This is a genomic window from Nostoc sp. (assembly GCF_036917155.1).
GTDB lineage: Bacteria > Cyanobacteriota > Cyanobacteriia > Cyanobacteriales > Nostocaceae > Nostoc.
Map to the genome: position 1 here is coordinate 1 of NZ_JBALDZ010000247.1, position 21646 is coordinate 21646.

The 21646-nt window shown below is 43.6% G+C and carries 16 protein-coding genes and 2 pseudogenes; 9 read left to right on the forward strand and 9 right to left on the reverse strand.

Annotated features, from left to right (window positions below):
- Positions 1–89 precede the first annotated feature (89 nt).
- The 3 genes and pseudogenes from V7K67_RS33225 to V7K67_RS33235 form a co-directional block, all read left to right on the forward strand.
- A pseudogene (locus tag V7K67_RS33225) lies at positions 90–341 on the forward strand (phosphate-starvation-inducible PsiE family protein); the annotation flags it as partial.
- Between the two features lie 255 nt (positions 342–596).
- Positions 597–1049: a nitrate reductase associated protein gene (locus V7K67_RS33230; RefSeq protein WP_334708913.1), complete on the forward strand. Its 453-nt coding sequence runs from the start codon at positions 597–599 to the stop codon at positions 1047–1049.
- A 595-nt stretch (positions 1050–1644) separates the two neighbouring features.
- Entirely contained in the window at positions 1645–3027 is a 1383-nt protein-coding gene (locus tag V7K67_RS33235) for a PrsW family glutamic-type intramembrane protease (protein WP_334708912.1), read from the forward strand.
- A 322-nt stretch (positions 3028–3349) separates the two neighbouring features.
- Here V7K67_RS33235 and V7K67_RS33240 read toward each other — a convergent pair whose 3' ends face one another.
- The 4 genes from V7K67_RS33240 to V7K67_RS33255 all read right to left on the reverse strand — a co-directional run bounded on the left by V7K67_RS33240 (position 3350) and on the right by V7K67_RS33255 (position 9446).
- The gene (locus V7K67_RS33240) at positions 3350–3997 is read right to left on the reverse strand and encodes a hypothetical protein (RefSeq protein WP_334708911.1); all 648 of its coding nucleotides are present in this window, start codon (positions 3995–3997) and stop codon (positions 3350–3352) included.
- A 146-nt stretch (positions 3998–4143) separates the two neighbouring features.
- Positions 4144–5718, reverse strand: coding sequence for a CHAT domain-containing protein (locus V7K67_RS33245; RefSeq protein ID WP_334731303.1), 1575 nt, complete (start codon positions 5716–5718; stop codon positions 4144–4146).
- A 469-nt stretch (positions 5719–6187) separates the two neighbouring features.
- Entirely contained in the window at positions 6188–8455 is a 2268-nt protein-coding gene (locus V7K67_RS33250) for a protein phosphatase 2C domain-containing protein (protein WP_334731302.1), read from the reverse strand.
- A 631-nt stretch (positions 8456–9086) separates the two neighbouring features.
- Positions 9087–9446, reverse strand: coding sequence for an NAD(P)H-quinone oxidoreductase subunit M (locus V7K67_RS33255; protein ID WP_334731301.1), 360 nt, complete (start codon positions 9444–9446; stop codon positions 9087–9089).
- A gap of 868 nt (positions 9447–10314) precedes the next feature.
- On the opposite strand from V7K67_RS33255, the gene V7K67_RS33260 reads away from it, so the two are divergent.
- On the forward strand, positions 10315–10599 hold the full coding sequence (locus V7K67_RS33260; RefSeq protein WP_251959532.1) for an Npun_R1517 family heterocyst differentiation transcriptional regulator: 285 nt from the start codon (positions 10315–10317) through the stop codon (positions 10597–10599).
- A gap of 915 nt (positions 10600–11514) precedes the next feature.
- Here V7K67_RS33260 and V7K67_RS33265 read toward each other — a convergent pair.
- Positions 11515–12210 (reverse strand): response regulator transcription factor, encoded by a 696-nt coding sequence (locus tag V7K67_RS33265; protein WP_094350941.1) that lies wholly within the window; start codon positions 12208–12210, stop codon positions 11515–11517.
- 558 nt (positions 12211–12768) lie between these two features.
- On the opposite strand from V7K67_RS33265, the pseudogene V7K67_RS33270 reads away from it, so the two are divergent.
- From V7K67_RS33270 to V7K67_RS33280, 3 genes and pseudogenes are all read left to right on the forward strand, one after another.
- A pseudogene (locus V7K67_RS33270) lies at positions 12769–13122 on the forward strand (Uma2 family endonuclease); the annotation flags it as partial.
- 174 nt (positions 13123–13296) lie between these two features.
- Positions 13297–13470, forward strand: a complete 174-nt coding sequence (locus V7K67_RS33275) for a hypothetical protein (protein WP_334731300.1) — start codon at positions 13297–13299, stop codon at positions 13468–13470.
- 92 nt (positions 13471–13562) lie between these two features.
- Positions 13563–14822, forward strand: coding sequence for a glycoside hydrolase family 10 protein (locus tag V7K67_RS33280; protein WP_334731299.1), 1260 nt, complete (start codon positions 13563–13565; stop codon positions 14820–14822).
- A gap of 137 nt (positions 14823–14959) precedes the next feature.
- Here the strand turns inward: V7K67_RS33280 and V7K67_RS33285 are convergent, their stop codons facing one another.
- The 4 genes from V7K67_RS33285 to V7K67_RS33300 all read right to left on the reverse strand — a co-directional run bounded on the left by V7K67_RS33285 (position 14960) and on the right by V7K67_RS33300 (position 20204).
- Positions 14960–15124 (reverse strand): hypothetical protein, encoded by a 165-nt coding sequence (locus V7K67_RS33285; protein WP_335170216.1) that lies wholly within the window; start codon positions 15122–15124, stop codon positions 14960–14962.
- Positions 15125–15410: 286 nt separating this feature from the next.
- A complete protein-coding gene (locus tag V7K67_RS33290; RefSeq protein ID WP_334705579.1) occupies positions 15411–16892 on the reverse strand; it encodes a site-2 protease family protein in 1482 nt (493 codons plus the stop codon).
- Positions 16893–17611: 719 nt separating this feature from the next.
- The gene (locus V7K67_RS33295; RefSeq protein WP_335170218.1) at positions 17612–18382 is read right to left on the reverse strand and encodes a lipoate--protein ligase family protein; all 771 of its coding nucleotides are present in this window, start codon (positions 18380–18382) and stop codon (positions 17612–17614) included.
- 427 nt (positions 18383–18809) lie between these two features.
- Positions 18810–20204, reverse strand: coding sequence for a TldD/PmbA family protein (locus tag V7K67_RS33300; RefSeq protein ID WP_334731295.1), 1395 nt, complete (start codon positions 20202–20204; stop codon positions 18810–18812).
- Between the two features lie 428 nt (positions 20205–20632).
- On the opposite strand from V7K67_RS33300, the gene V7K67_RS33305 reads away from it, so the two are divergent.
- Positions 20633–20956: an RNA recognition motif domain-containing protein gene (locus V7K67_RS33305; RefSeq protein WP_179064326.1), complete on the forward strand. Its 324-nt coding sequence runs from the start codon at positions 20633–20635 to the stop codon at positions 20954–20956.
- A 479-nt stretch (positions 20957–21435) separates the two neighbouring features.
- Positions 21436–21627, forward strand: coding sequence for a 30S ribosomal protein S21 (rpsU, locus tag V7K67_RS33310; RefSeq protein ID WP_094333031.1), 192 nt, complete (start codon positions 21436–21438; stop codon positions 21625–21627).
- The last annotated feature ends 19 nt before the right edge of the window (positions 21628–21646 follow it).

Here is a 21646-nt window from a genome sequence, read left to right on the forward strand (position 1 = left end):
GGATTAACTTCTGCCTTTAATTGCTGTAACCCCTTCACCCATTCTATTTTGCCTGATTTCAGCAACTAATTACCCCTGTGAACGGTTACGTTTTTGGTTTATTTTTAAATATCTTAATTGCCTTAGAAATCTTAGAAAATATTACAGCCTATCTCCGAAAACACGTTTTTCAAGTTGAATTAGTTATTGTTACTTCTTTAATTGCTGTTGCCAGAAAAATTATTATTCTTGACTTAGAAAAAATTGGAGGTCTTGATATAATTGGTCTAGGTGTAGCTATTTTGGCCTTATCGATTAGTTATTTGATAATTCGTCTCAGTAATTCCAAAGATGCAGGTTGAAATAATTCGTAATTTGTAATGTGGATTTAGCGCAAAGTGCGGTCTTCTCTACGAGACGCTGCGCGATGGGGTCTCCCCAAGAGGAGCAACTTTGCAAGACAGACCCCGCCACAAAACTTGCTGCTTTTCCCATTCCCTATTCCCCATCAACTTTAGGTTTGTCGAACAATGACCGAAAACGACTCATGATACAGAGCAACTAAATTTATTGATGGGGATCATTAATTTTGAATTTTGAATTCGGAGCGAAGCGACGTGACAGATTTCTTTCAATTTGAAGCAGACTTTGTTGATTCCCTGCGTTGCATTCCTATGCAGGTACGCTGTAAATTAGATACCTGTGGCATCAAGTTAAAATTGCCCGACTGGAACCAAATGACTACAGATGAGCGTCAAGCTTTAGTTGAATTACCTTGCACCACAGAAACGGAAATTCAGTCTTACCACGACCATATCCAGCAGTTAATTATAGGACATACTGGTATACCAGCAAAAAAATTGCCCATCGAGCCTCATCCCGCATGGCTAGAATCTGGCATAGTACCAATTAGCCTTCAGGAAAAAGCTCAAGAAGTAGGTGTAACCCTGACACAACAAGATTGGGCAGCCTTAACGCCATTACAGCGTTTTGCCTTGATTAAACTCAGCCAGCCAGGACATGAAAACAAGAACTTTCCCAGAGCGATCGCAGAATTTCATCTGCTTTAATTAAGTAAGTCGGTGCTAATATTTCCAGCTATGTTAAGGAATTTTAATGTCGGGTGTGTTGTCGCCAAGCGCCGCACCGTCAACAATCTCAGGTGCGTTGCTATAAGGCATAACACACCCTACTGGCATGGCAAGCTTAAAATAGTACAATAGGTTTTTGCTTCAAAGCAGTTTCTTTCCCTACTCTCCACTCCCCATTCCCCATTCAAAACGAGATTAGTCAATTATCAGTAGCAAAAACAACCGACAACAGACAGCCGAAAATTATATATTTTTGCAATGGCACTGAATGCAGTAAAAACTACTATTTTTTGATAAACTGCCGTGGGTTTAATTTGCAGCTAGGATGTCAAAAGTACAGTACTGATACAATCTGATTTATCCGCCTAAGAAGTCAGCTTTATGACAAACTCTCAGTAGATGGAATACTTATTTACATTAGGTAAAACAATTTGAAATTTTGCATCGAGAATTTTAAATTTCTTAGCAGTAAGTGAAGCTATAGTGGATTTAGCAATGCTGCTGTTAATGTGGCCAAGGTTAGTCCTGCCGCCAAATTAGGTGAAGAATTAGTTTAGAAACGCACTTCTTATCGATGACAGGCAAAAACGCAAGACATAATGCATTTCTGCGGCTAGTGTCTGGTAATGGGGCAACTTCTGGAGCAGAATCTCGCTACTCACTGCCCCCCAGTAAAGAGATGGTAATTGGACGCGACCCCAGCTGCCAAGTTGTCTTGGATGCCATGATGTACCGAATGGTATCTCGTCGTCATGCAGTGGTTCGTCCCCTCTCTCTATCCCCAGATAGCAAATTTAGCTGGGTGCTTTGTGACTTGAATAGTGCTAATGGCACTTATTTGAATGGACAACGCTTGTATGAATGCCAGGAATTGCACCCAGGCGATCGCATTTCTCTAGGTGCTGATGGGCCGCAATATATTTTTGAGTATGAGTATACCTCAATTACTCCAGCGACGACACTGAACCAAGTTACACCACTGCCTTCGGCGACAAACTACCACAACCACACGCAATTAAAGCAGCCAGATTCTGTTAGCTTCACCCAGCTTTTTCCGATTATTTCTACTGGTAAAGATTTAACTAGTAAAGCTTACCTTGTACCGGGAATACTGACCGTCATCTTTGTAGTGTTAATGTTTGCTACAGTCGGTCGGCCCCAAGCTAATCAAGTGATTGTAGCAAGTTATATCGCTTTCGCTGCCTACTATTTTGTTTATCAACTTTGCGGTAAACAGAAGCCTTGGTGGGTACTAATGGCTACAGCATTGGGCACAACGCTGATTTTACTCAGTCCGGTGTTGGATCTATTTATCTTCGTGTTTCGCGGCATCCTACCTGGAAGCTTGCCCACACCTCAAGAATCGATCACCTTCACAGAGTTGCTGGTGCGGATGTTTTTTGGCGCTGGCTTGATGGAAGAACTACTTAAGGCATTACCTGTACTAGGGGCCTTTGCCATCGGTAGAATGTTATCTTCACCTTGGCGGGAACGCATCGGTATCTGGGAACCTCTAGATGGTATTCTCTTGGGAACGGCTTCTGCTGTAGGTTTCACTCTCTTGGAAACCCTCGGTCAGTATGTGCCAGATATCACTCAAAATGTCACGCAACAGGTGGGTATAGGCGCTGCTGGTCAATTGGCAGGTTTACAACTGCTAATTCCCCGAATTTTAGGCTCTGTAGCCGGACACATGGCTTATAGTGGCTACCTTGGTTATTTTATTGGATTGGCTGTCCTCAAACCTAGTAGGAGTTGGCAAATTCTTTCTATTGGTTATCTGAGTGCCTCTGCGCTCCACGCTCTATGGAATGCTACAGGATCAATCAATGCCTTGCTGTTAGTAGTTGTTGGGGTGTTATCTTACGCCTTTTTGATGGCGGCAATTCTCAAAGCACGAGCGCTGTCACCAACGCGATCGCAAAATTTTGCTACCCGATTTCTAGGCCCAAAGTAGGAGATGAGGGAGCAGGGGGAGATGAGGGGGATAGAGAATAACCAATGCCCAATGCTTCAATATTTACCTCTTGGGATAGATGGCCTAGTTTAAAAATTAGCGTAGAGTTACTTAATTGTGGGGTAACTGTAAATACAAAAATAAAAACCATTAAAATTTATTATAAAAGTTTTGATTTTTGGCTTTTTCTTTAGCACTTCTGCATAAGTAAACCAACATCTTTTCAAAAGATGCCTCTAAACAGAGTGAACCCAAAGTGCGGGTTACGCGAACACAACCCATGCTGAAAAGTTTTCCCTACTCCCCATTTCCCATTTCCCATTCATACCTCAGACTGAGACTTGTTGAGTTGTGTGAAAGCATAAGAAGCGATCGCTAAACTAACCTTTGCTTTATCTACTTCTGATAAAGCTGTCCACTCGCTATTTTGAAGATTACTGAGTGCAGATGCTGCATTTTGCGATTCACTACTTCGCATAGCATAAGCAAAAGGACGAGCCAATACTAAAAGATCCTCTGTTCCCCAAGCAGGTAGTACTGTCTGAACGCACTCAACCAGTTGCTCGCTGATTAATTGACGAGCCGCAAATATTTCAGCAGCTTTGGTGGCGATGGTGTTGAGCAATGTTTGGGGAACACAGGCAGCAAAATTAGTACGTAATATTTCTTGAAGATTAAGCACTACTACCTGTTGTTGGTTGTCATTGTACTCTGGTGTCGAAGTAATGCCAGACCAAAGTGTGTCTAGATGTCCATAAAAATCTTGCGATCGCCTTGTTAGTTCTTCATCAAGCAAATCGTCCATTCCGAACTGTTGTTCGAGTTCTTGAAAATAAGCTTCTGATTCATCATCACCTGGATTCCAGGGATAGGTAGCATCTTCTGGTTCCAGTAAGGCTTCTAATAACTCTAAGTCTATTTGAGATGGCAAAGAAGAGAAAGTGTCTGAGCCGTTAATTTTGTTAGCCATATTTTCTTACCTGATGATTATTTGGTGGTATTGACAACTACAAATTTTCAGAGGAGATTTCCGCAAAAAAAGTTGAATTTTTCTTCAAAAAAACAGATTTTAAAAGCTGATCCCTAACATAAAAATCCATTTGTGCAATAGCTCCGCTAGGAGTCTTCAATCACAAACTCCCAGGTTTCACCCCTCGTACTTCCAAACTTTACCTGCATTCCCGATTTCAATGGGACTTCCTCTCGGAGGATTTGTTGCCAACCATTAGGGCCTAAAAACCAGGTTGTGCCGTAGGTAGAAAAATCCTGCAAGTAATAAGTTCGCACCAACGTAGCATCAGTAAGAGTATTGCGGCAAAAGATTTCGGCGTGGCGTTTGGATACAGATGGTTCGGGAATAACGATATCATTATCTTTCGTGCGGCCGATGCGGGTAACTCCATAACGCAGTAACCAGGTTTTACCTTTGGGAGTAAGTGATCGCAAACAAGCAATTGGAAGTGAGGAACCGACATCAGGAATGGCTGTATCTGGTAGTTCCGTAATACCTTCATCCAGATTCTTAATGAGTTCGCCATTAAAATCTGGATGCAGGTAGAGAACAGGCAAAGTCCAAGCAGGTTGATTAAATTTATACAGTGTTAACAACTCTTGCCTAGCCTGGGCTACGGCTTCATCAATTGGCTTGTGCGATCGCAAAGCTTCGGTAAAGGCTTGAATAAAACTGTGGCTTTCGTGGTCAGCGATTTCATCGCGCATCCCCAAAACCGCAGGCACACCATGACGAATTAGTACTTCTGCTAAACTGCTGGCAGGGATAGCTTGATGGTTGATTGCAGCTGGTTGTGCGCCCCAACAGGCGTTAAAAACCGCTAGTTTCACACCTGTACGCGTCAATACTTGCGCCAATTCTATGCCATTCAGGGGCATCTCTGGTCGCAAAAACAGTAACCCTCCATCTGGGTCTGGCAAACCATGTCCAGCGTAAAAGAAAACATTGTATGCTTTGGTTTCTAATTCATCAATTAACTGCTGTGGAGTTGGTTGAATGAGTTGATTGACTACACAAGGCGCGTATCTTTGGGAATTACCAGGTGTATCTGCAAGAATTTGCTGTAAGATGGCGGCTTCTTGTTCTAGTTGCAGTTTGTCATCATGACCTAAAACTAGCAAAATACTTAAAGCCTGGTCAGTTTTCAAATAGGGTAAAGCATCAACCTCAGTACTGGTGCGACTAAATAGCAAATCTTGCGAGAGAGACATCGCCGATTGACCAGGCTCACGCTGCATAATTTCCCAAGGGAAAGCGATGAGATCCGGGTCGCGAATTTCTAGTCGAAAGCGCAAACGTGTATGCTGACCCATAGCAATACCGCGACTACGTTCTAGACTACCAAGAATTTGTCCGTCGAATACCCAGCGCCATAAATTCATTCCCAGGTATTGCATCAGACGACTGCTGTAGGGGCCAGTAGTCTGACCTGAAGGGGGTGAAATCAAATCTATGGGGAATGGTTTGGCCTGTTGAGATGTTGAGTTAGGGGAAATATCTAGGCGACTATGACCAGCAAACATCTGCTGCCATTCTTGCCAGACTTGGGTCAATTCAACAGGCCATACACAGTCACGTAAAACGTAGCCACTGGGATAGGGAGCCTTGACCACCCAAATGGCGAAGTTGTCAGTGCCAGTGTTTAGGAGACGGGCGATCGCCAAATTCAGGGATGGCATGGATTCATTAAACTAAAAGCTAATGTTATGAGGCAGGAGGCAGGGGGCAGGAGGTAGGGGGCAGGGGGCAGGGGGCAGGCAAAATAGTTCCGTTAGCATTAGCGGGGTGTTTAGCCCGTTCCGAGTTCCCAGTCCTGAGTAAAGAAGTGAGATTTCCCACTCAGCACTCATTACTCAGCACTCATTACTCAGCACTCTTGGGAGGCAGGAGGGGTAAATCAGTTATAGGATTCGACCTCTCTTGATTTGGAGCTACTGAACTCTCGTAGTCTGTGGGAAGTTGAGGCAACAGTGGGAGTCTTTGACCCTTTCCTCCAATAAGAACTGCCCTTGTCCTCTTGACTTTCTTGATAATTTCAAATAAAAGCCCTCCAAGGTGAAAATTTTCTACTTTTTTACCTTGTAAATTTTTTACTTAGGTTGTTACCTGTTATTATTCCAGGTTTTTACAAGTTTATCGAGTATTTGACTAAGTTGGACTTGTGTCAGCTGGTTCGGTAACTGGCGGTTGGGTAACGGGTGTACATGGACTTGGTGCATCTGATTGTAAAACAGAGACGCCAAAACGGTTGAGTTGAGACAAGTCTAGCAATATTGTTGCTGGCAAAGGTTTGGAATTTGGTGGAACTGAGGTAGTTACAGCTGGGGTATTAGTATTAGCTGGAGTTTGTGTACTTTTATTGGCACAGACTCGCATAGACACCGAAAAATTCCCAGAAGCAGGTTTAGGATTTGATTTTTTATCAATAACTTCTAAAAAAGTCCCACGGGGAAGTGATTGGTTGTTTCCCAAGGAGATGTCATTATTGGTTTTAATTACCCAACCAGGAGAAAGATTAGCCAGCGATCGCGGTGTGGGTGTTGCTTCAGTGGTAGGGTTGGCAGTTGGGGTGGGATTGGCAAAAGTTGGAAATGTCCATGATTGCGATCGCAGTTGCTTTACGAACAATCCTAAAGCACCTGCGGCTACTACAAATAGTAATGGAACAATCCACTGTAGCGGTAAACTACGCGTTTTGACTGGCTCCTTTTCAGTAATTACCTGAGTTTTGTGATTTGGGCTACCTAAAAGTGTCGGAGCTGTCGCTCTGGATGCCAAATCAACGGTTTTGGCAGAATAACTCTCTGGAATCACTGCTTTGATGGTGATTTCTGGTTCCCAATATTGGACTTGATAATGAACTAAAGCGACGGTGACATTATCGTGTCCATTTTTAGTATTAGCAAGTTCTACTAATCTATTGGCAACAGTTGCTATATCTGCTTCCCCAAGTAGAATTGGCAAGATTTCAGTTTCCCAGTATTCCTCCACCCGATCGAAATCACTCAAACCATCGGATGTGAGCAGAAAAACAGCATCTTCGTCGAGCATAAACCGTCCCGATGTGGGATGCAGTGAACTGCTGGGGCCCATCCCCAAAGCCTGGACGAGAGAGCCAGCAGCACTTTGTTGTACAGCCTCGCGGTAAATGGCATAACCTAGCCGCACTTCGCGGGAGGCGACATCATCATCGAGGGTAACTTGATAACAGCCGTGGCGTGTAATCCAGTAGGCACGACTATCGCCGACGTGGGTAATGTACATTTCATGAGCAACAGGCAATGCCATGACTAAAGTCGTGCCCATGCGTTGACGCCCTTGGCGATTTTCACCGTCATTGCGCTGACTAATTTTGTCATTGGCCATTGCCACTGCCTTATCTAAGTCATTTAGCAGCAGTGAAGGGTCTATGTGGTCATAGGGAACCTTTGTTAGTTGCTGTACCTGCTGCTGGATTGTTTCAATGGCTAAATTTGAGGCGACATTGCCGCCTTCGTGGCCACCGATGCCATCACAGACAATTGCTAAGGCTGTGGGCTGGGGTGGTTTGCTGACTAGAGTTCCACTGGGGGGGCTACAGGCATCTTCGTTACGCTGGCGACTAGGCCCGGTGTCGGTTTTGGTGATAATTTGGATTGTGGGTGTTTGCGATCGCCCTAACCCAGCCAGTCCTTGATCTAAAACTCCGATTAATTGATCGGTGGAATTAATCTGTCCCTGAATTAAAGCAAGGCTAACGCGATCGACAAATTCAGTTATGGCTGGTTTGGCATCACCGATCAACTGCTGCCAAAATTCACCTAACTGAGGTAATTCTGGTGTGGCGCTGTCGAAACGCAATTCCAACAAACGTACTAAGGATCCTTCTACCCGTAATACATAAGAGTCAAGTAAGCTAGAGGCGACACCTTCACTTGCAAGAGGTTGCCACAGATGAGCTATTTGCCATAACCAATTGAGTTGGCGCATCGATGTTGCATCCCGCCAAGCAATGGTTAATTCACTGCCCAAACTCACTTTTTGGATAGTGTCATCTACTAATAGTGGCGGTTTTTCTAAGAGTAATATCTCTCGCTCGGAAGAGCCGTCAGCAATAAACAGCACTCCGTACACCTGCGGTACGTGTAAGCGGTAGGGAATGAGTCTCAGGTAAGCTTTTAGGGGCTGAAGATTATCTAACTCTGGCGTTAGGGCTAATAAACCAGGCTTCGTATCTAAAAGAACAAATTTATCAAGGATTAAATAGCGATCGGCTAATATTTCTCCAGGGCTACCCACATTTGGGCCATCTACCACAGCCCAGAGATAATTTTTGGGTAGGGGCGTGGAACATCGCTGGCAAAACTTGTGAGTCAGGGGGTTGGCAGCCTGACAATTTTCGTTTGGACAGTAGAGCGTTGCCGCGTCATTTTCCATAGTTTTCGCACCGATCAGCGATTGGCAATTTCTTTAATAGCATTAGTAGGGACAATCTAGACCGCTCATCTTTCTTAAACTTGACATACCCAGACTTTAGATGATGATTTTAGCTGGCGGATATCAGCAGGTGCTAATACAAAACTTATCCAAAAAATACGCTCCTAAGTCAACCCTACAGCCTAATCATAGCTTCTATTGCCCTGTGACTCTCCATCGCCAAAGCAACTAACCCAACCCTGTCACCAAAGCATAACCCAAGCATAACTGCACGATTTGCTTTTGCTAAATTATCCATCATCAAGAGACGGATAATATTGGTATTTATTTAGTTTATAAGTAGGATAGCAAGAATTAACTTTAATTAAGAATTAAGAATAGCAAATATTAATTTTGGCAAAAGTACCGGATAAATGCAGTGGCTCTAAAAATCTCTTCAGATTGCTGTTAGCGGATAGCTAGGGTTGAGCCAGTGCTGAGTTAAGAAGTAGACTTATGAATCTTTTTACTCTAAGCCGAGGCACTTTTAACTCAGCACTCTTCATTGAAAGCGGCGGGAAACTCCATCCCGCAAGTGGCGTGGAGTTTTTTATCCAAAATGGTTCACCCAGCTCGCTACCGACTCATTGGCTTATTTTTTGTCGTCAATGGCAACTTGAGGGACTCCCATGCTGTAATTGGTAACACGGGCAGAAAGATTGTAGCTGACTTCTCCTTTTTGTAGGAGCGATCGCAGATAATGCTCTAAATCTGACCCCACACGGCGTAAGTTATAATCTGTGAGGTCTTCGCCACTAGATGCTTCTACTAATTCATCAAATTTTCGATAAATTTTTTGCAGGGCATCTTCATTCCAATTAAATTCGTTATCTGGGTCAACATCTAACGTTAAGACTTGTTGACTAGGAACTAGATCGCCATCCCGGTCAATTTCACCTGCGAAAATGCGGATATGCCGGGTTGTGGACTTGAGCAGCATCGGGTTATCCATAAAAAGGTGTAAGATTTGCGTGGATTACACTGAAATTATTGTAGACGCTATCTCTGAGCTTGGATGCTCTCAATTTACAAGCTTTGAATGCAGTTTTAAAAAGGTATATTGAATGGACATAAGTAAAAATATCACCTTTACTGATTAGTTTGTTACTTCTGTTATGAGTTAAAGACATAATTAACTGCTAGTACTGACAGTAGTCGAATTATTTTCCTGTAAAAATTAATGGAGAGAGTATTTTAATTTATTGTACTAATCTGACATACTGCTAAGATTTTTGTACTCACATCAAGCTCAAAAGACCGTAGAGTAGGCAATTGGCAGGAATAATTTGATCTGTGTACATTTTTTTCTGGAGAACAAAAGTTTTGACATTAATAATTATGCTGATCAATTTCTCCTGAATTTTATATTGCAAAAAACGCACACCAAGTAATTACACTGAATAGCGCTACATCGACTACTGGCTTTAAGAAACTCAAAAAAATCAAGCGGTTTTACTTACGTATAAACACCAAAATTAGAGTAACAAGTCAAACTGTTGTTGACGTTCACATAAAGTTGATGTAAAAACCTTTAAAAAGGTTGAGCAACTTCTTACAGAAACTTTATTGTGTAGAATCTTAAAAACTGAATAATAGTTATGGCTTACCATAAGCTACATCTGGCACAGAAACGTCAAAATCTAGACACTGAAAATCTAGCTTGAAAATACACCACAGGAGAGTGAAATGGAATACAAAGGTGATTGATGAAGAAAAATTCTTAATTCAAGCACTTTGGATTCAAAAGAGATATAAAGAATTTTTGCTAGACATCTACCTCCTTACCCTCATGACAACCAAGTAAAGGAATCTCAATAGCTATGAACTCCAAAGCATTACCACGCCAGATAAATAATCTCGAAGTAGGTGTTTATGAGTGCGAAATCCATCTTAAATTCCGGTTGATTGAGGAAAAGAGTTTATTAAGCGATCGCGAGCAGCTTTTACAGGTGCTACTTGATGCTTTAACCGAAGGGTCTGATGACTTTCTAGAGACACTGCAAGCGTCTGTTAAAGCGCAGGAAGTGTCTGAGTTTAAAGCCTCTCCTCAAATGCGACGACAGCTAATGCGCTTGCGTAATGTTGCTGAAAATCCTCAGACATAAAGGTGTAATTTAATTACTGAAAAACGTGAATTGGGCATCAAATCAAATGTTGATCCCATACCCCCGTTGCCATAAAAACTAAGCAGCAAGTAGAATTCATAAAAATATTGTGATTTCTGCTTTGTGAAGGTCTTATTTAGCAGCACAAAGTCCCAGGAACAGTTTCCGCTATTAAAAACTTTGTAGCAAAGGGTACTGGTAGAATCTAAGAGCAAATTCAGCCGGGTGCATTTTACCGAGTTTTTATCAAAACATTGCCGGAAGAACAAAACCCTGTGTCTTTACAGATGGGGAATTGGACAACAGGCGCGAATCAAATGAAAACCTAAAAGACCAAAGTAAAAATAAATAACCTTTCTTTTAGCTTTTTGCTAAAGCTAAGTGCCTGATTTGTTGAAATACTTATGTTTTATCTATTACTAGTAATAGGTAATGGTTTGGCAGCCAGTTACCTATTACCCAGAAGTGGGGAGTAGGGAGTAGGGAGTGGGCATTACCCGGATTTCTCACCACATCTCTCAAAACCTTGTGCAGAGGAGCAGAGGGGCAGAGGGGCAGAGGGGAAAGAACAAGGCACATTGAACTCTCCCCTGCTCCCCTGCTCCCCTGCACCTCTGCATTTCAAGCTTGTGAGAAATGCGGGATTAGTGTCAACTTAACGTGAAACCGCTTGTCCGCCGGGAATTAAAATTCCCGTCTCATAGCTAAAGTCATCTGAAGATGACTAAATATCGCCAAAAATCTCCAGTCTACTTCAGTAGACTTAAGCTATTAGCCAGACAATTTATTCCCTGGCGGGCATGGAAGCCAACAGATAAGCTATTTCCAGCTTAAGTTGACACCAATGGGGAGTGGGGAGCAGGGGGAGAAGAATTCATAACTAATGCCCCATGCTCAATGCCCAATCCCCAATCCCTATTTAGCAAGTCCGTGTTCTAGAGCAAAACGAACTAACTCTGTACGGCTATTGGTGCCGGTTTTACTAAATAAACGGCTCACGTATTTTTCTACATTACGGACGCTGGTTTCTAAGCGGCGGGCGATTTCTTTGTTCATCAACCCTTCAGCAACCAAATTTAAAACACTTTGCTCTCTCGGTGTCAAATCTATTTTAAAAGGGGCTGGCGATTGGGAAATAGCATTTCTTTGAGTTAACAAGGCCTTAATTTGGGCAATCTGATTAGCTAGTTCAGCCAGATCGGGGGTTTCAGAGTCATCTCCCGTACTTGCAGCCTTAGCAGCGCGGCGGGCTAGCAAATTTTCGACTATGGCAACTAACTCATCTGGGTCAAAGGGCTTGGGTAGATAGGCATCAACACCAGCATGATAGCCTTGGATGCGATCGCCTGTCATACCTTTAGCAGTTAAAAATACTACCGGTAGTGCTTGGAAGCGGGGGTCTTCTCGCAGTTGCTTGAGGAACTGATAGCCATCCACTTGAGGCATCATCACATCGGAAATTACTAAATCGGGTGTATTCAGCTGCATCCATTCCCAACCTTCAAGGGCGTTACTGGCGACTTGAACGCTGAAACCGCTCTCTTGCAAATAGTCTTTCACGGCTTCCCGTATCCCTGGTTCATCATCCACCAGTAACAATTGTGCTGACATTTAAGATTTCCTTGAGTTTTCCTTTTTCCAATTTAGCGAAAGTTGACAGTCATTGAACAAAAGGATAGAAGGGAAAAACCCATTAGTTCCTAACACCAGTAAAAAGAGCAAAGATAGTAATGACGATTTTTCAATTTGGATATAGCGTTTATTGACAAGCGTGAGGTACACCCGTAGGGGCACGGCATGTTTCCTACACTCGTGATGTAATGTTGTACTGCATCTGAATGGAAACCGCTATACTGCTAATCTCAAAATATTGTTGGAATCTAGAGCATTCAAGACTTGGGGTGTCAATATAGTAATAATCAAGACGGGAGAAGCTGCAAGATGACCAAGCCCCTTCGGGGCGGGAACAGGGAAGAGGGAACAGGGAACAGTGCAAGAATTAGCCCCGAAGATTTAGGGTACAAGCCCCTAAATTTATTTATGAAAGAAATAAAAACATTTTTTAAGGGGACGCGTAGCGCAAGAAAAAATACGTCCTTGTACAAATCCCCTAATTTTAATTATGGGGATTTCCCTGTTCCCTGTTGCCCGTTCCCTGTTCCCTTTTAATCTTCAACGATGTTTCAACTTCCCAATGGAGCTTTACGTTCACCTGATGCAGCTTGGATTCCTTTAGCGCGGTGGGAAGCACTGGCTTCTGAAGAAAGAAGGACTTTTCCTCCCATTTGTCCAGACTTCGTAGTAGAACTGCGGTCTGATTCCGACAGCCTCAAGTCCCTCCAAGACAAAATGCAGGAGTATATAAAGAATGGTGCGCGGTTAGGCTGGCTAATTGACCCTAAAGGTAAGCAAGTGGAAATTTATCGCCAGGGAAAAGACAAGGAAGTGCTACTATCACCAAATCAGTTATCGGAAGAAGATGTACTACCAGGTTTTACCTTGAATTTACCAGGAATTTTCTAATGGCTTAATTTTGGAATCAACTTCGACTGCGCCTAGCATTCTTAACGAAGCTTTCTGTGCCTCAGTTGTTAAAATTTTAAGACATTCTCCAGTATTTACATCTCATATTTGCACTTTGGGCGTCTGCCTTAACTTGACACCAATAGCATCTTGCCCGCCCAGCTTATGCAATAATTGGCACGTATTTTCTATCGCCTTTGGACATCTGGCGATCGCTATACTGACCCTGGTATTGATGCTTACGAGCAACAATATCGAGAGCGCACGTTGAAAAATCTCAAGAAAAAAGCTCAAGCTTTTGGCTTAGAACTCATCCCTATTTCAACACCTAACGAATGTGTTTCTTGAAAGTTTATCAAACTCACATTGTTTTAACGCTTACAATCGAAGCGATCGCAATTCATGCCGATTGTTCATAATTTGATCGTGTCTGTAGCCAAATGAAAAGGTTTGTAAAGTGGTGTGTTGAGTTTCCTTCTTGGTGGAATATTCGCCAAAGCAGAAAGTCTCTTTTGTTTGCCGTTATGCTTACTTTGAGTGTGGTAAGTACGCTGATGCTATCATTCCCCTTGAACGCTCAAATTAATCTGCCGCCAAGGCCAACATCGGAGTTAAGGGGAGTGTGGTTAACAAATATTGATAGTGATGTGTTATTTGAGCGCGATCGCCTCAAGGGATCTTTGCAGCGCCTTGACGAACTCAATTTTAACACCATATATCCGGCGGTTTGGAATTGGGGATATACATTGTATCCTAGCAAAGTTGCACAAAAAGTTATCGGGCGATCGCTCGATCCCACACCTGGACTGCAAGGGCGAGATATCCTCAAAGAAATTGTCGATGTAGGACATCAAAAAGGGTTAACAGTGATTCCCTGGTTTGAATTTGGCTTCATGGCACCAGCGGATTCTCTCTTAGCGAAAAATCGTCCCCAATGGCTCACCAGCCGCAGCAACGGGACTCGGATTGTCAAAGATGGGAATGATAATCGCGTTTGGCTAAATCCCTTTCGCCCAGAAGTACAACAGTTCATTCAAGATTTAATCGTTGAAATTGTTAGAAACTACAATATCGATGGTATTCAACTTGATGACCATTTTGGCTTACCATCAGAATTAGGATACGATGCTTATACAGTAGCACTTTACAAAAAAGAACACCGTGGTAAAGCTCCCCCCAAAAACTCTCAAGATCCAGAATGGGTAAGCTGGAGAGCTAATAAAATCACCGAGTTTATGAAACGGGTTTTCACAACCATCAAAGCTACTAAAAAAGATTGTCTGGTTTCCATTGCTCCTAATCCTCAACGTTTTTCCTACAACTTCTTTTTAGCAGACTGGCAGAAGTGGGAACGGCTGGGAATAATTGAAGACTTAGTTTTGCAGATATATCGTGATGACTTGAATGTTTTTGTTAGTGAATTAGATTATCCAGAAGTGAAAACAGCCAAGAGTCATATTCCCGTGAGTGTGGGTATTTTGGCTGGGTTAAAAAACAAAACCGTATCGATGCAGCAAATTCAGACACAAGTGCAAAAAGTACGCGATCGCAATTTTGCCGGAGTCTCTTTCTTTTTCTATGAATCCCTCTGGAACATGAGCAAAGAAAAGCCACAAGACCGTCAAGCTGCCTTACAAAAAATCTTCCCTACACCAACAACTTACCCGAATTTGCTAGCAGGCTGGAAACCGTTTAGTTAACAAGCAAGAATTCAGGAGTCAGGAGCCAGAATTCAGAATAGAATTCTTTGCAACTGGTGGATGAATAATCTGTGAAACAATTTTGGATTTTGAATCTTCAATCCAAAATCCAAAATTTAAAATTCGGCCATGGTTTTTTAACTAGCTTGCTGTCCAAACCGTCTCTCTAATTCAGCTTCCGCTTCCTCAATAGTCATCGGCATCTGATTTGCAGATTGGGCGCGTCTCCTGTCAATAGACATCTGGTGAAAATGAATGTAGAGACGTAGCACTGCTACGTCTCTACAACCCGGATTTCTCACCACATCTCTCAAAACCTTGTGCTCTTGAGCAGGGGAGCAGAGGAGCAGGGGAGAGATTTGTACAACAAGTTCTTTCCCCTCTGCCCCTCTGCCCCTCTGCCCCTCTGCCCCTCTGCATTTCAAGCTTGTGAGAAATGCGGGTGTCTACTGCGCTCCGCTCCGCAGACCGCTATCCATCCCCACCGTCTAGACGGATGGGGTTTTTCGCGAATTCTGATAAAACTATACGCTGTAGTGGCAATTCACGAATTGCCACTAGATGAAAATCCTAACTCCCAACTCAGCACTATCCTATTCCCAAACGCCCAGCCAAGCCGGGAGTTAAGGGTAAAAGAGTAGTAATCATTAAGAATAAAGCTAAAAGCCCCAAAGCCGCTCTAGCATCATCCGGTTCAGTGACTTCATTCAAGCTAGGACGTTCTTGATCGCGTTGCAAAAAGAAAATTACGATCGCCCAGTACATGGCAAGAGTATTACCGAGAGACACTACTGCCAGTAAAATTAAAGTTGCGATCGTTGCTCTTCCTGCGGTTTTGCGTCCATAAATCGCCTGAACAATGCGCCCACCATCTAGCTGTCCTGCGGGCATTAAGTTCAAAGCGGTAATGACTAACCCCAGCCAACCAATCACCACTAGGGGATGAACGCTTACCAGGGATGACTGCAACGCCGAACCAAGGACAACTCGCGCCAAACTCCCCACTAAAATCGACCCTTGGAAAAACTGATTGGGCAATTGAAATAAACTACCTGGGTGGGAAAGCAGCAAGCCTGTCACCAGCATTAACAAAGAGACAATACCACCTGCGGCTGGCCCTGCCAAGGCGATATCAAATAATACCTTGCGGTTGGGCAACAAAGACTCAAAGCGAGTAATTGCACCAAAGGAGCCAATTTGCACAGCCGGCAGAAAGAAAGGCCAGCTAAGGCGGATTTGGTGACGTTGGGCAAGTAACCAATGACCAATCTCGTGAGCGACTAAAATCGTAAATATCCCAGCGCCTATGGGTAAAGCTTCTTGAAACCGACCTGGATTGCCAAAGAAATCAAAATTCAGCAATAAGCCTGCTGCTTCTAAATTTGTGGCAATAGTTGCTACCAGTAGAACACCCGCAAAGACTTTTTGTGATAACTGAAGCGGACGGGGATCATTGCGACTGGGTAGCACAATCACCACGGGTCTACCCTCTGTGTTTTCCACTAAAAACAGGCGATATTGATCGCTAAGGCGTTGCCGTAAACTTGCAGTTAGACGGTTGTGAGTCTCTTCTGGTTCTCCTCGCAGATTGCCTTTGAAAATGGCTCCATCTTGGTAGGCGATGGTTTCTGTGGCAAAAAATGTATCGATACCAAAAATGCCTTTAATTGCATTCAAGTCATCTTCCGGTATTGGTGGGATCTCCACTTTCAGTTGTGCGACTGCTAGTTGTGGAGAATTTGCTGCAAGTGAGGAAGCAGCAGCAAGTCTTTCGGTTGCGCGTTGCTTGAGGATGGCATCTTGCCCAGCTGTACGTAACTGTCTGCCCAAATAGACGTACAAGCCGGCGGAAGTCACCACTAAGAACAATATACCCGCTATATTAATGTAAATCCCTACGGCAAACAATCCAAAAAACAGCAGCCAGGGAGTCATCAACACCACCGACTGTAACCAGGCTAAGATTCCCAGCTTACCAAAAGGTCTGGCGCGATAAAAGCCCCAGCCTAAAATGCCTAAAGCTACCAGTAGGATTGTCGCCAGGATAGAAGTTTCTGATAAAGTAAACATCTCCAAACCTTTGCTATTGAGACTAAGCCAGAACAAGTCCGGTATTGCAGATACACTATTAATTTATAACGTCACCTGTCCTCTGCTCAAATTATCCGGTTTGGCGATCGCATCTCATATTTGTGTGGGTGGGATTGAGGTAGTCTAACCTGGTAAAAAACCGTATTCATTCATTAAAAAATGCAGTTGCTAATTCCAAGTTTGGATTTTTAGATTTTAGATTGACAGGCTCGCAAAAATATGTATTAAGAGAATTTACTCTCGGAAAAGCTGGGTTTTGTACCTATTTCCTACATAATCTCAAGTTTTGGAATAGGCGATACCTACTAGCGTAGCAAGGCTAAAATGTTGCAAAAAAATTGTCGGTTGGGGAGCCACTGCGTTGCGCGGGTTAAGAGCGTTGTAGCAAGTGGCGTTGGAGGCTTTGCCAAAGCCAACATCCTGATATAGGTTGGGTGGAGCGGAGCGCAACCCAACCTTGTATCTTAGAAATAGTAGTAGACCTCTTGCAAAAGTCCCTAACACCCCACCCTTTAATCCCCTTGCTAAGGGGAAGGGTTCTTATTAGACATCTCCGAAAAAGAATGTAGAGACGTAGCAGTGCTACGTCTCTACAAGGGTTATGGGTAACGCATATTTAATTTCTGGAGATGTCTATTTGTTATTTATTGCAAGAGGTCTACTATTTTAAGCTTGCCACACCACTACGGTGAGCTACGCTAACGCACTCCATAAAGCGATCGCAATTTGAGGATATCTTGCCATTCGAGATCAGTGAATGGTTGGGTAACTAGTTCTATACCAAAGTACTGTTTTGCCCTTTCTGTCAACGTATCCACAATCTTGACAATCCAGCCATCCTCTTCCTGTGTGTTGCAAAGTGAGGTATTCCACGGTGCTGGTTGTTCAAAGATTTCCTCAAATAAACCTTTGTCTGTAGACAAAATCATCGAGCCGTGTTGAAGAATGGTATTTTTTCCCTTGCGTTGGGCGCTACCAATAAATTTACTTCCATCGGCAGTAACTAAGTCAGCTGCGGTTGCTGTATTGAAGCAACTGGGATTGTGAATGTAACCCCGTCTAGCAGAACCATAATTTAACTCAATACCCAAGCTTTGCCAGCCTTGGATTAAAAAGTTACAAATTTTTTCATAAGTACCCCAGCTTTTTCCAGTCCTAGCTGAGGTAATTAGGGTGTAGCTTAAGTCTCCTTGGTGGAGAACAGCTCTACCTCCTGTTGGACGACGAACTAGATCGAGTGCCTGTCCTTGGTAAATCAGATTATGCCACTGGGTAGGCCATTGTTTTTGCAGATGTCCCAAAGAGAGAGCATAAGGATACCAGGTATAAAAACGCAGAGTAGGTGGGTGCTGTCCCTTTTCATATTGGTTGAACAACCAAGCATCGATCGCCATTTGCACTGCTCCTGATGTCTGAAGCATTGGGATGAAACGCCAGGTGGATGGTGATTCGATTGCTAGTTGTTTCATAAGTTTCGGACTCTGGAAAGATATTAACTAATGACTCTGGCAAAGTGGTTTGATTTTTTTACTAATTGCCGTAAGTTTACTGCGATACCCAAAATACTGGGTATCGCAGCTGATATAGCGGTTCTTAATTGCATAGAATACAGACCATTTGTAGAGGCACAGCAATGCTCATTGGTGTCAACTTAACGTGAAACCGCTTGTCCGCCGGGAATTGAAATTCCCGTCTCATAGCTAAAGTCATCTGAAGATGACTAAATATCGCCAAAAATCTCCAGTCTACTTCAGTAGACTTTAGCCTATTAGCCAAAGAAATTTATTTCCGGGCGGGCATGGAAGCCAAGAATTAAGCTATTTCCAGCTGAAGTTGACACCAATGAGCAATGCTGTGCCCTATTGTGTATTGCATCCAAACGAGAACCGCTATAGTTCACGTTTCCCCACCAACCACTACATCTCGAATTCGGAGACTAGGACCACCACAACCCACTGACAAGCCATTTTGTCCTCCCTTACCACAACCGCCGGATTCATCCCAGTAAAAATCATCACCAAGGGACTCAATATCCGCTAATGTTTGGAATACATTTCCTGAAAGCGTTACATCCCGCACAGGTTCAGCAATTTTGCCGTTTCTAATCATCCATGCTTCCCCAGCGCTAAAGGTGAACATTTCCCCATTCGTCATCCCACCTAACCAATTACGGGCATACACTCCTTCTTTGATATCGGTGAATAAATCTGCAACTGGCGTTTTACCCCGTTCAATCCAGGTATTTGTCATCCGCACAATGGGAGTAAAGTGATAGTTGAGACAGCGAGCATTCCCCGTAGGCGCTTCCTCCAATTTGCCAGCAGTTTCACGAGAATGTAAACGTCCAACTAAAACCCCATCTTTAATTAGTTGAGTAGTAGTAGCAGGTGTGCCCTCATCGTCGTAAAAATAGCTACCGCGATGTCCCTCTGGAGCCGCGCCATCAAAAATTTGGAGTTCTTCTGGGCCAAACCGCCGTCCAATGGTCATAACTTCCAGCAGATCGGGGTTTTCGTAAGCCATATCAGCCTCAGAAAGATGTCCAAAGGCTTCGTGGACGAATAAACCCGTGAGAATTGGGTCAATGACTACGGTGTAAGTATTGCCTTTCACCGATGGCAGAGATAAAGCAGCGATCGCTCTTTGAGCAGCACCTTTTACCTGTTCATCCAAATCAGTTAAATCTTCGTAAGCTTTGCGAGAGCCAGTAGTTTCTCGTCCAGTTTGGACAGTTTCGCCATTTCTGGCGGTGGCGGCAAACCGCATTTCCATATCCACCCAAGATTGCTCGATCGAAGTACCTTCTGAGGTAGCAATGATCACTTTTTGGGCGCTATCACCGTAACGTACCGAAGTAGTAGTAATCCGCCGATCAACACTTTTGAGCAATTGGGCATAGCGATCGCACAACTGTTTTTTCTGTGAAAGTGGGATATTTCGGGGATCTGAACCTTTTAGAGGGAGAATGCACACTGCTTGCACCGGGTCAATGGGTGCAAGCAAAGTTTCTTCATCACCAACCATCCGCGCAGCTGCGATCGCTTCTTCAATACGATCTTGGATTGTCGCCAGTTGGTTAAAGCAGCTCAATCCCCATCCACCTTTATAACAAGCGCGAATATGACCACCAATGGAGATGCCTTCACTGAGAGTTTCTACCTTGTCGCCACGCAACAAGATATCAGTCCCTTCTGCTTCTTCAAGGCGAATCATTAGATAATCTACACGCCCACTGTAGCGGGCAATGAGGTCAGAAAGTAAATTTTGAGCATCAGCAAGTGTAGTCGGCATTTCCAGGTAGTCACAATGACGAACTGCATTTATTTTGCAATTATTTGGGGAATTTCTGCTAATTAATATTATGAGGGAATGGGGCATTGGGAATGGGGACTAGGGACGCAGAGCGAAAATTCCTCTTCTCTGAACCTTTTCCTCCTCTACATCTGTAACTCTTCAGAACCCTTACCCAGCCCCCAAATCCCCAGTACCCAATCCCCATTACCCCTTATCCCCAGAGGGGGCCCCACCTTCCCCAATCCCCAATCCCCAATCTTTAGCTACGGTGGGTAAGAACTGAATGATGTGCTAAGGTAATCATGTGAGAATAAAATTCGGTTGCAGTGTTTGTTTTTAGTATTGACAGGCTTTTCCCTTTTGGTCTTAACAAGCTTGTCTCCGAAATCTAAATCTCTACACACCTATGATTTTGGAGATAACGCATGTCAATTTATGTAGGTAATCTATCCTACGAGGTCACACAAGAAGACCTCAATTCTGTTTTTGCCGAACACGGTACTGTAAAACGGGTTCAGTTGCCTACTGACCGTGAAACAGGACGTCCACGCGGCTTTGCTTTCGTAGAGATGGGCACAGAAGCCGAAGAAACAGCTGCCATTGATGCTCTTGATGGTGCTGAGTGGATGGGACGTGACCTTAAAGTTAATAAGGCTAAACCCAAAGAAGATAGAGGTGGTTCTTTTGGTGGTGGAAACCGCGGCAACAGTGGTGGCGGCGGTGGATACAACAGAAATAGTCGCTACTAAACTTTAAGATCACTTTAAGATCAAAAATTAAGTTTTAACGTCTTAAGGGCAGAATCATTATCTGCCCTTTTTGCACTCCGGTCTACTGGATGGCGTGAAGGAGGCAGAAGGCAGGAGGCAGAAGGTAGGAATTTAGATGAGTCTTAAATCCTTGCTCTAAGAGCATTGTTGCAGCCCAACCCAGGCATCACAGCAGTAAGGCAGTTCCGATGAGATGAGTTTCAAAAGCCTTGCATAAAAATGTTCTAGAGACTGGGATTTTTACTCAGCACAGGCTAAGAGACTTCCAAATAAAAAATATCCAATTAACTCTTGTGGGGTGGGCATCTTGCCCGCCCAGTCCATAGGGCGGGCAAGATGCCCACCCCACAAGATTGGATAATCTATTTCTTGGAGTTCCCTAAACGCCCCGCTAACAGCACTTTCAAGGCCTCCTGCCTTTCTTATTATGCCCAGTACCAATTAAGTAGGAGATGAAAATGACACAAGTATTTGTGGGTGAAAATGAAGGAATTGAGTCAGCCTTGCGTCGATTTAAGAGGGAAGTTTCAAAAGCAGGTATTTTTCCAGACATGAGAAAGCATCGTCACTTTGAAACACCTTTGGAAAAACATAAGCGCAAAGAAGTCGCAAGGCACAAACAACGCAAGAGAAATTTCCGTCGTAATTGATTTGATCATTAGCGATACT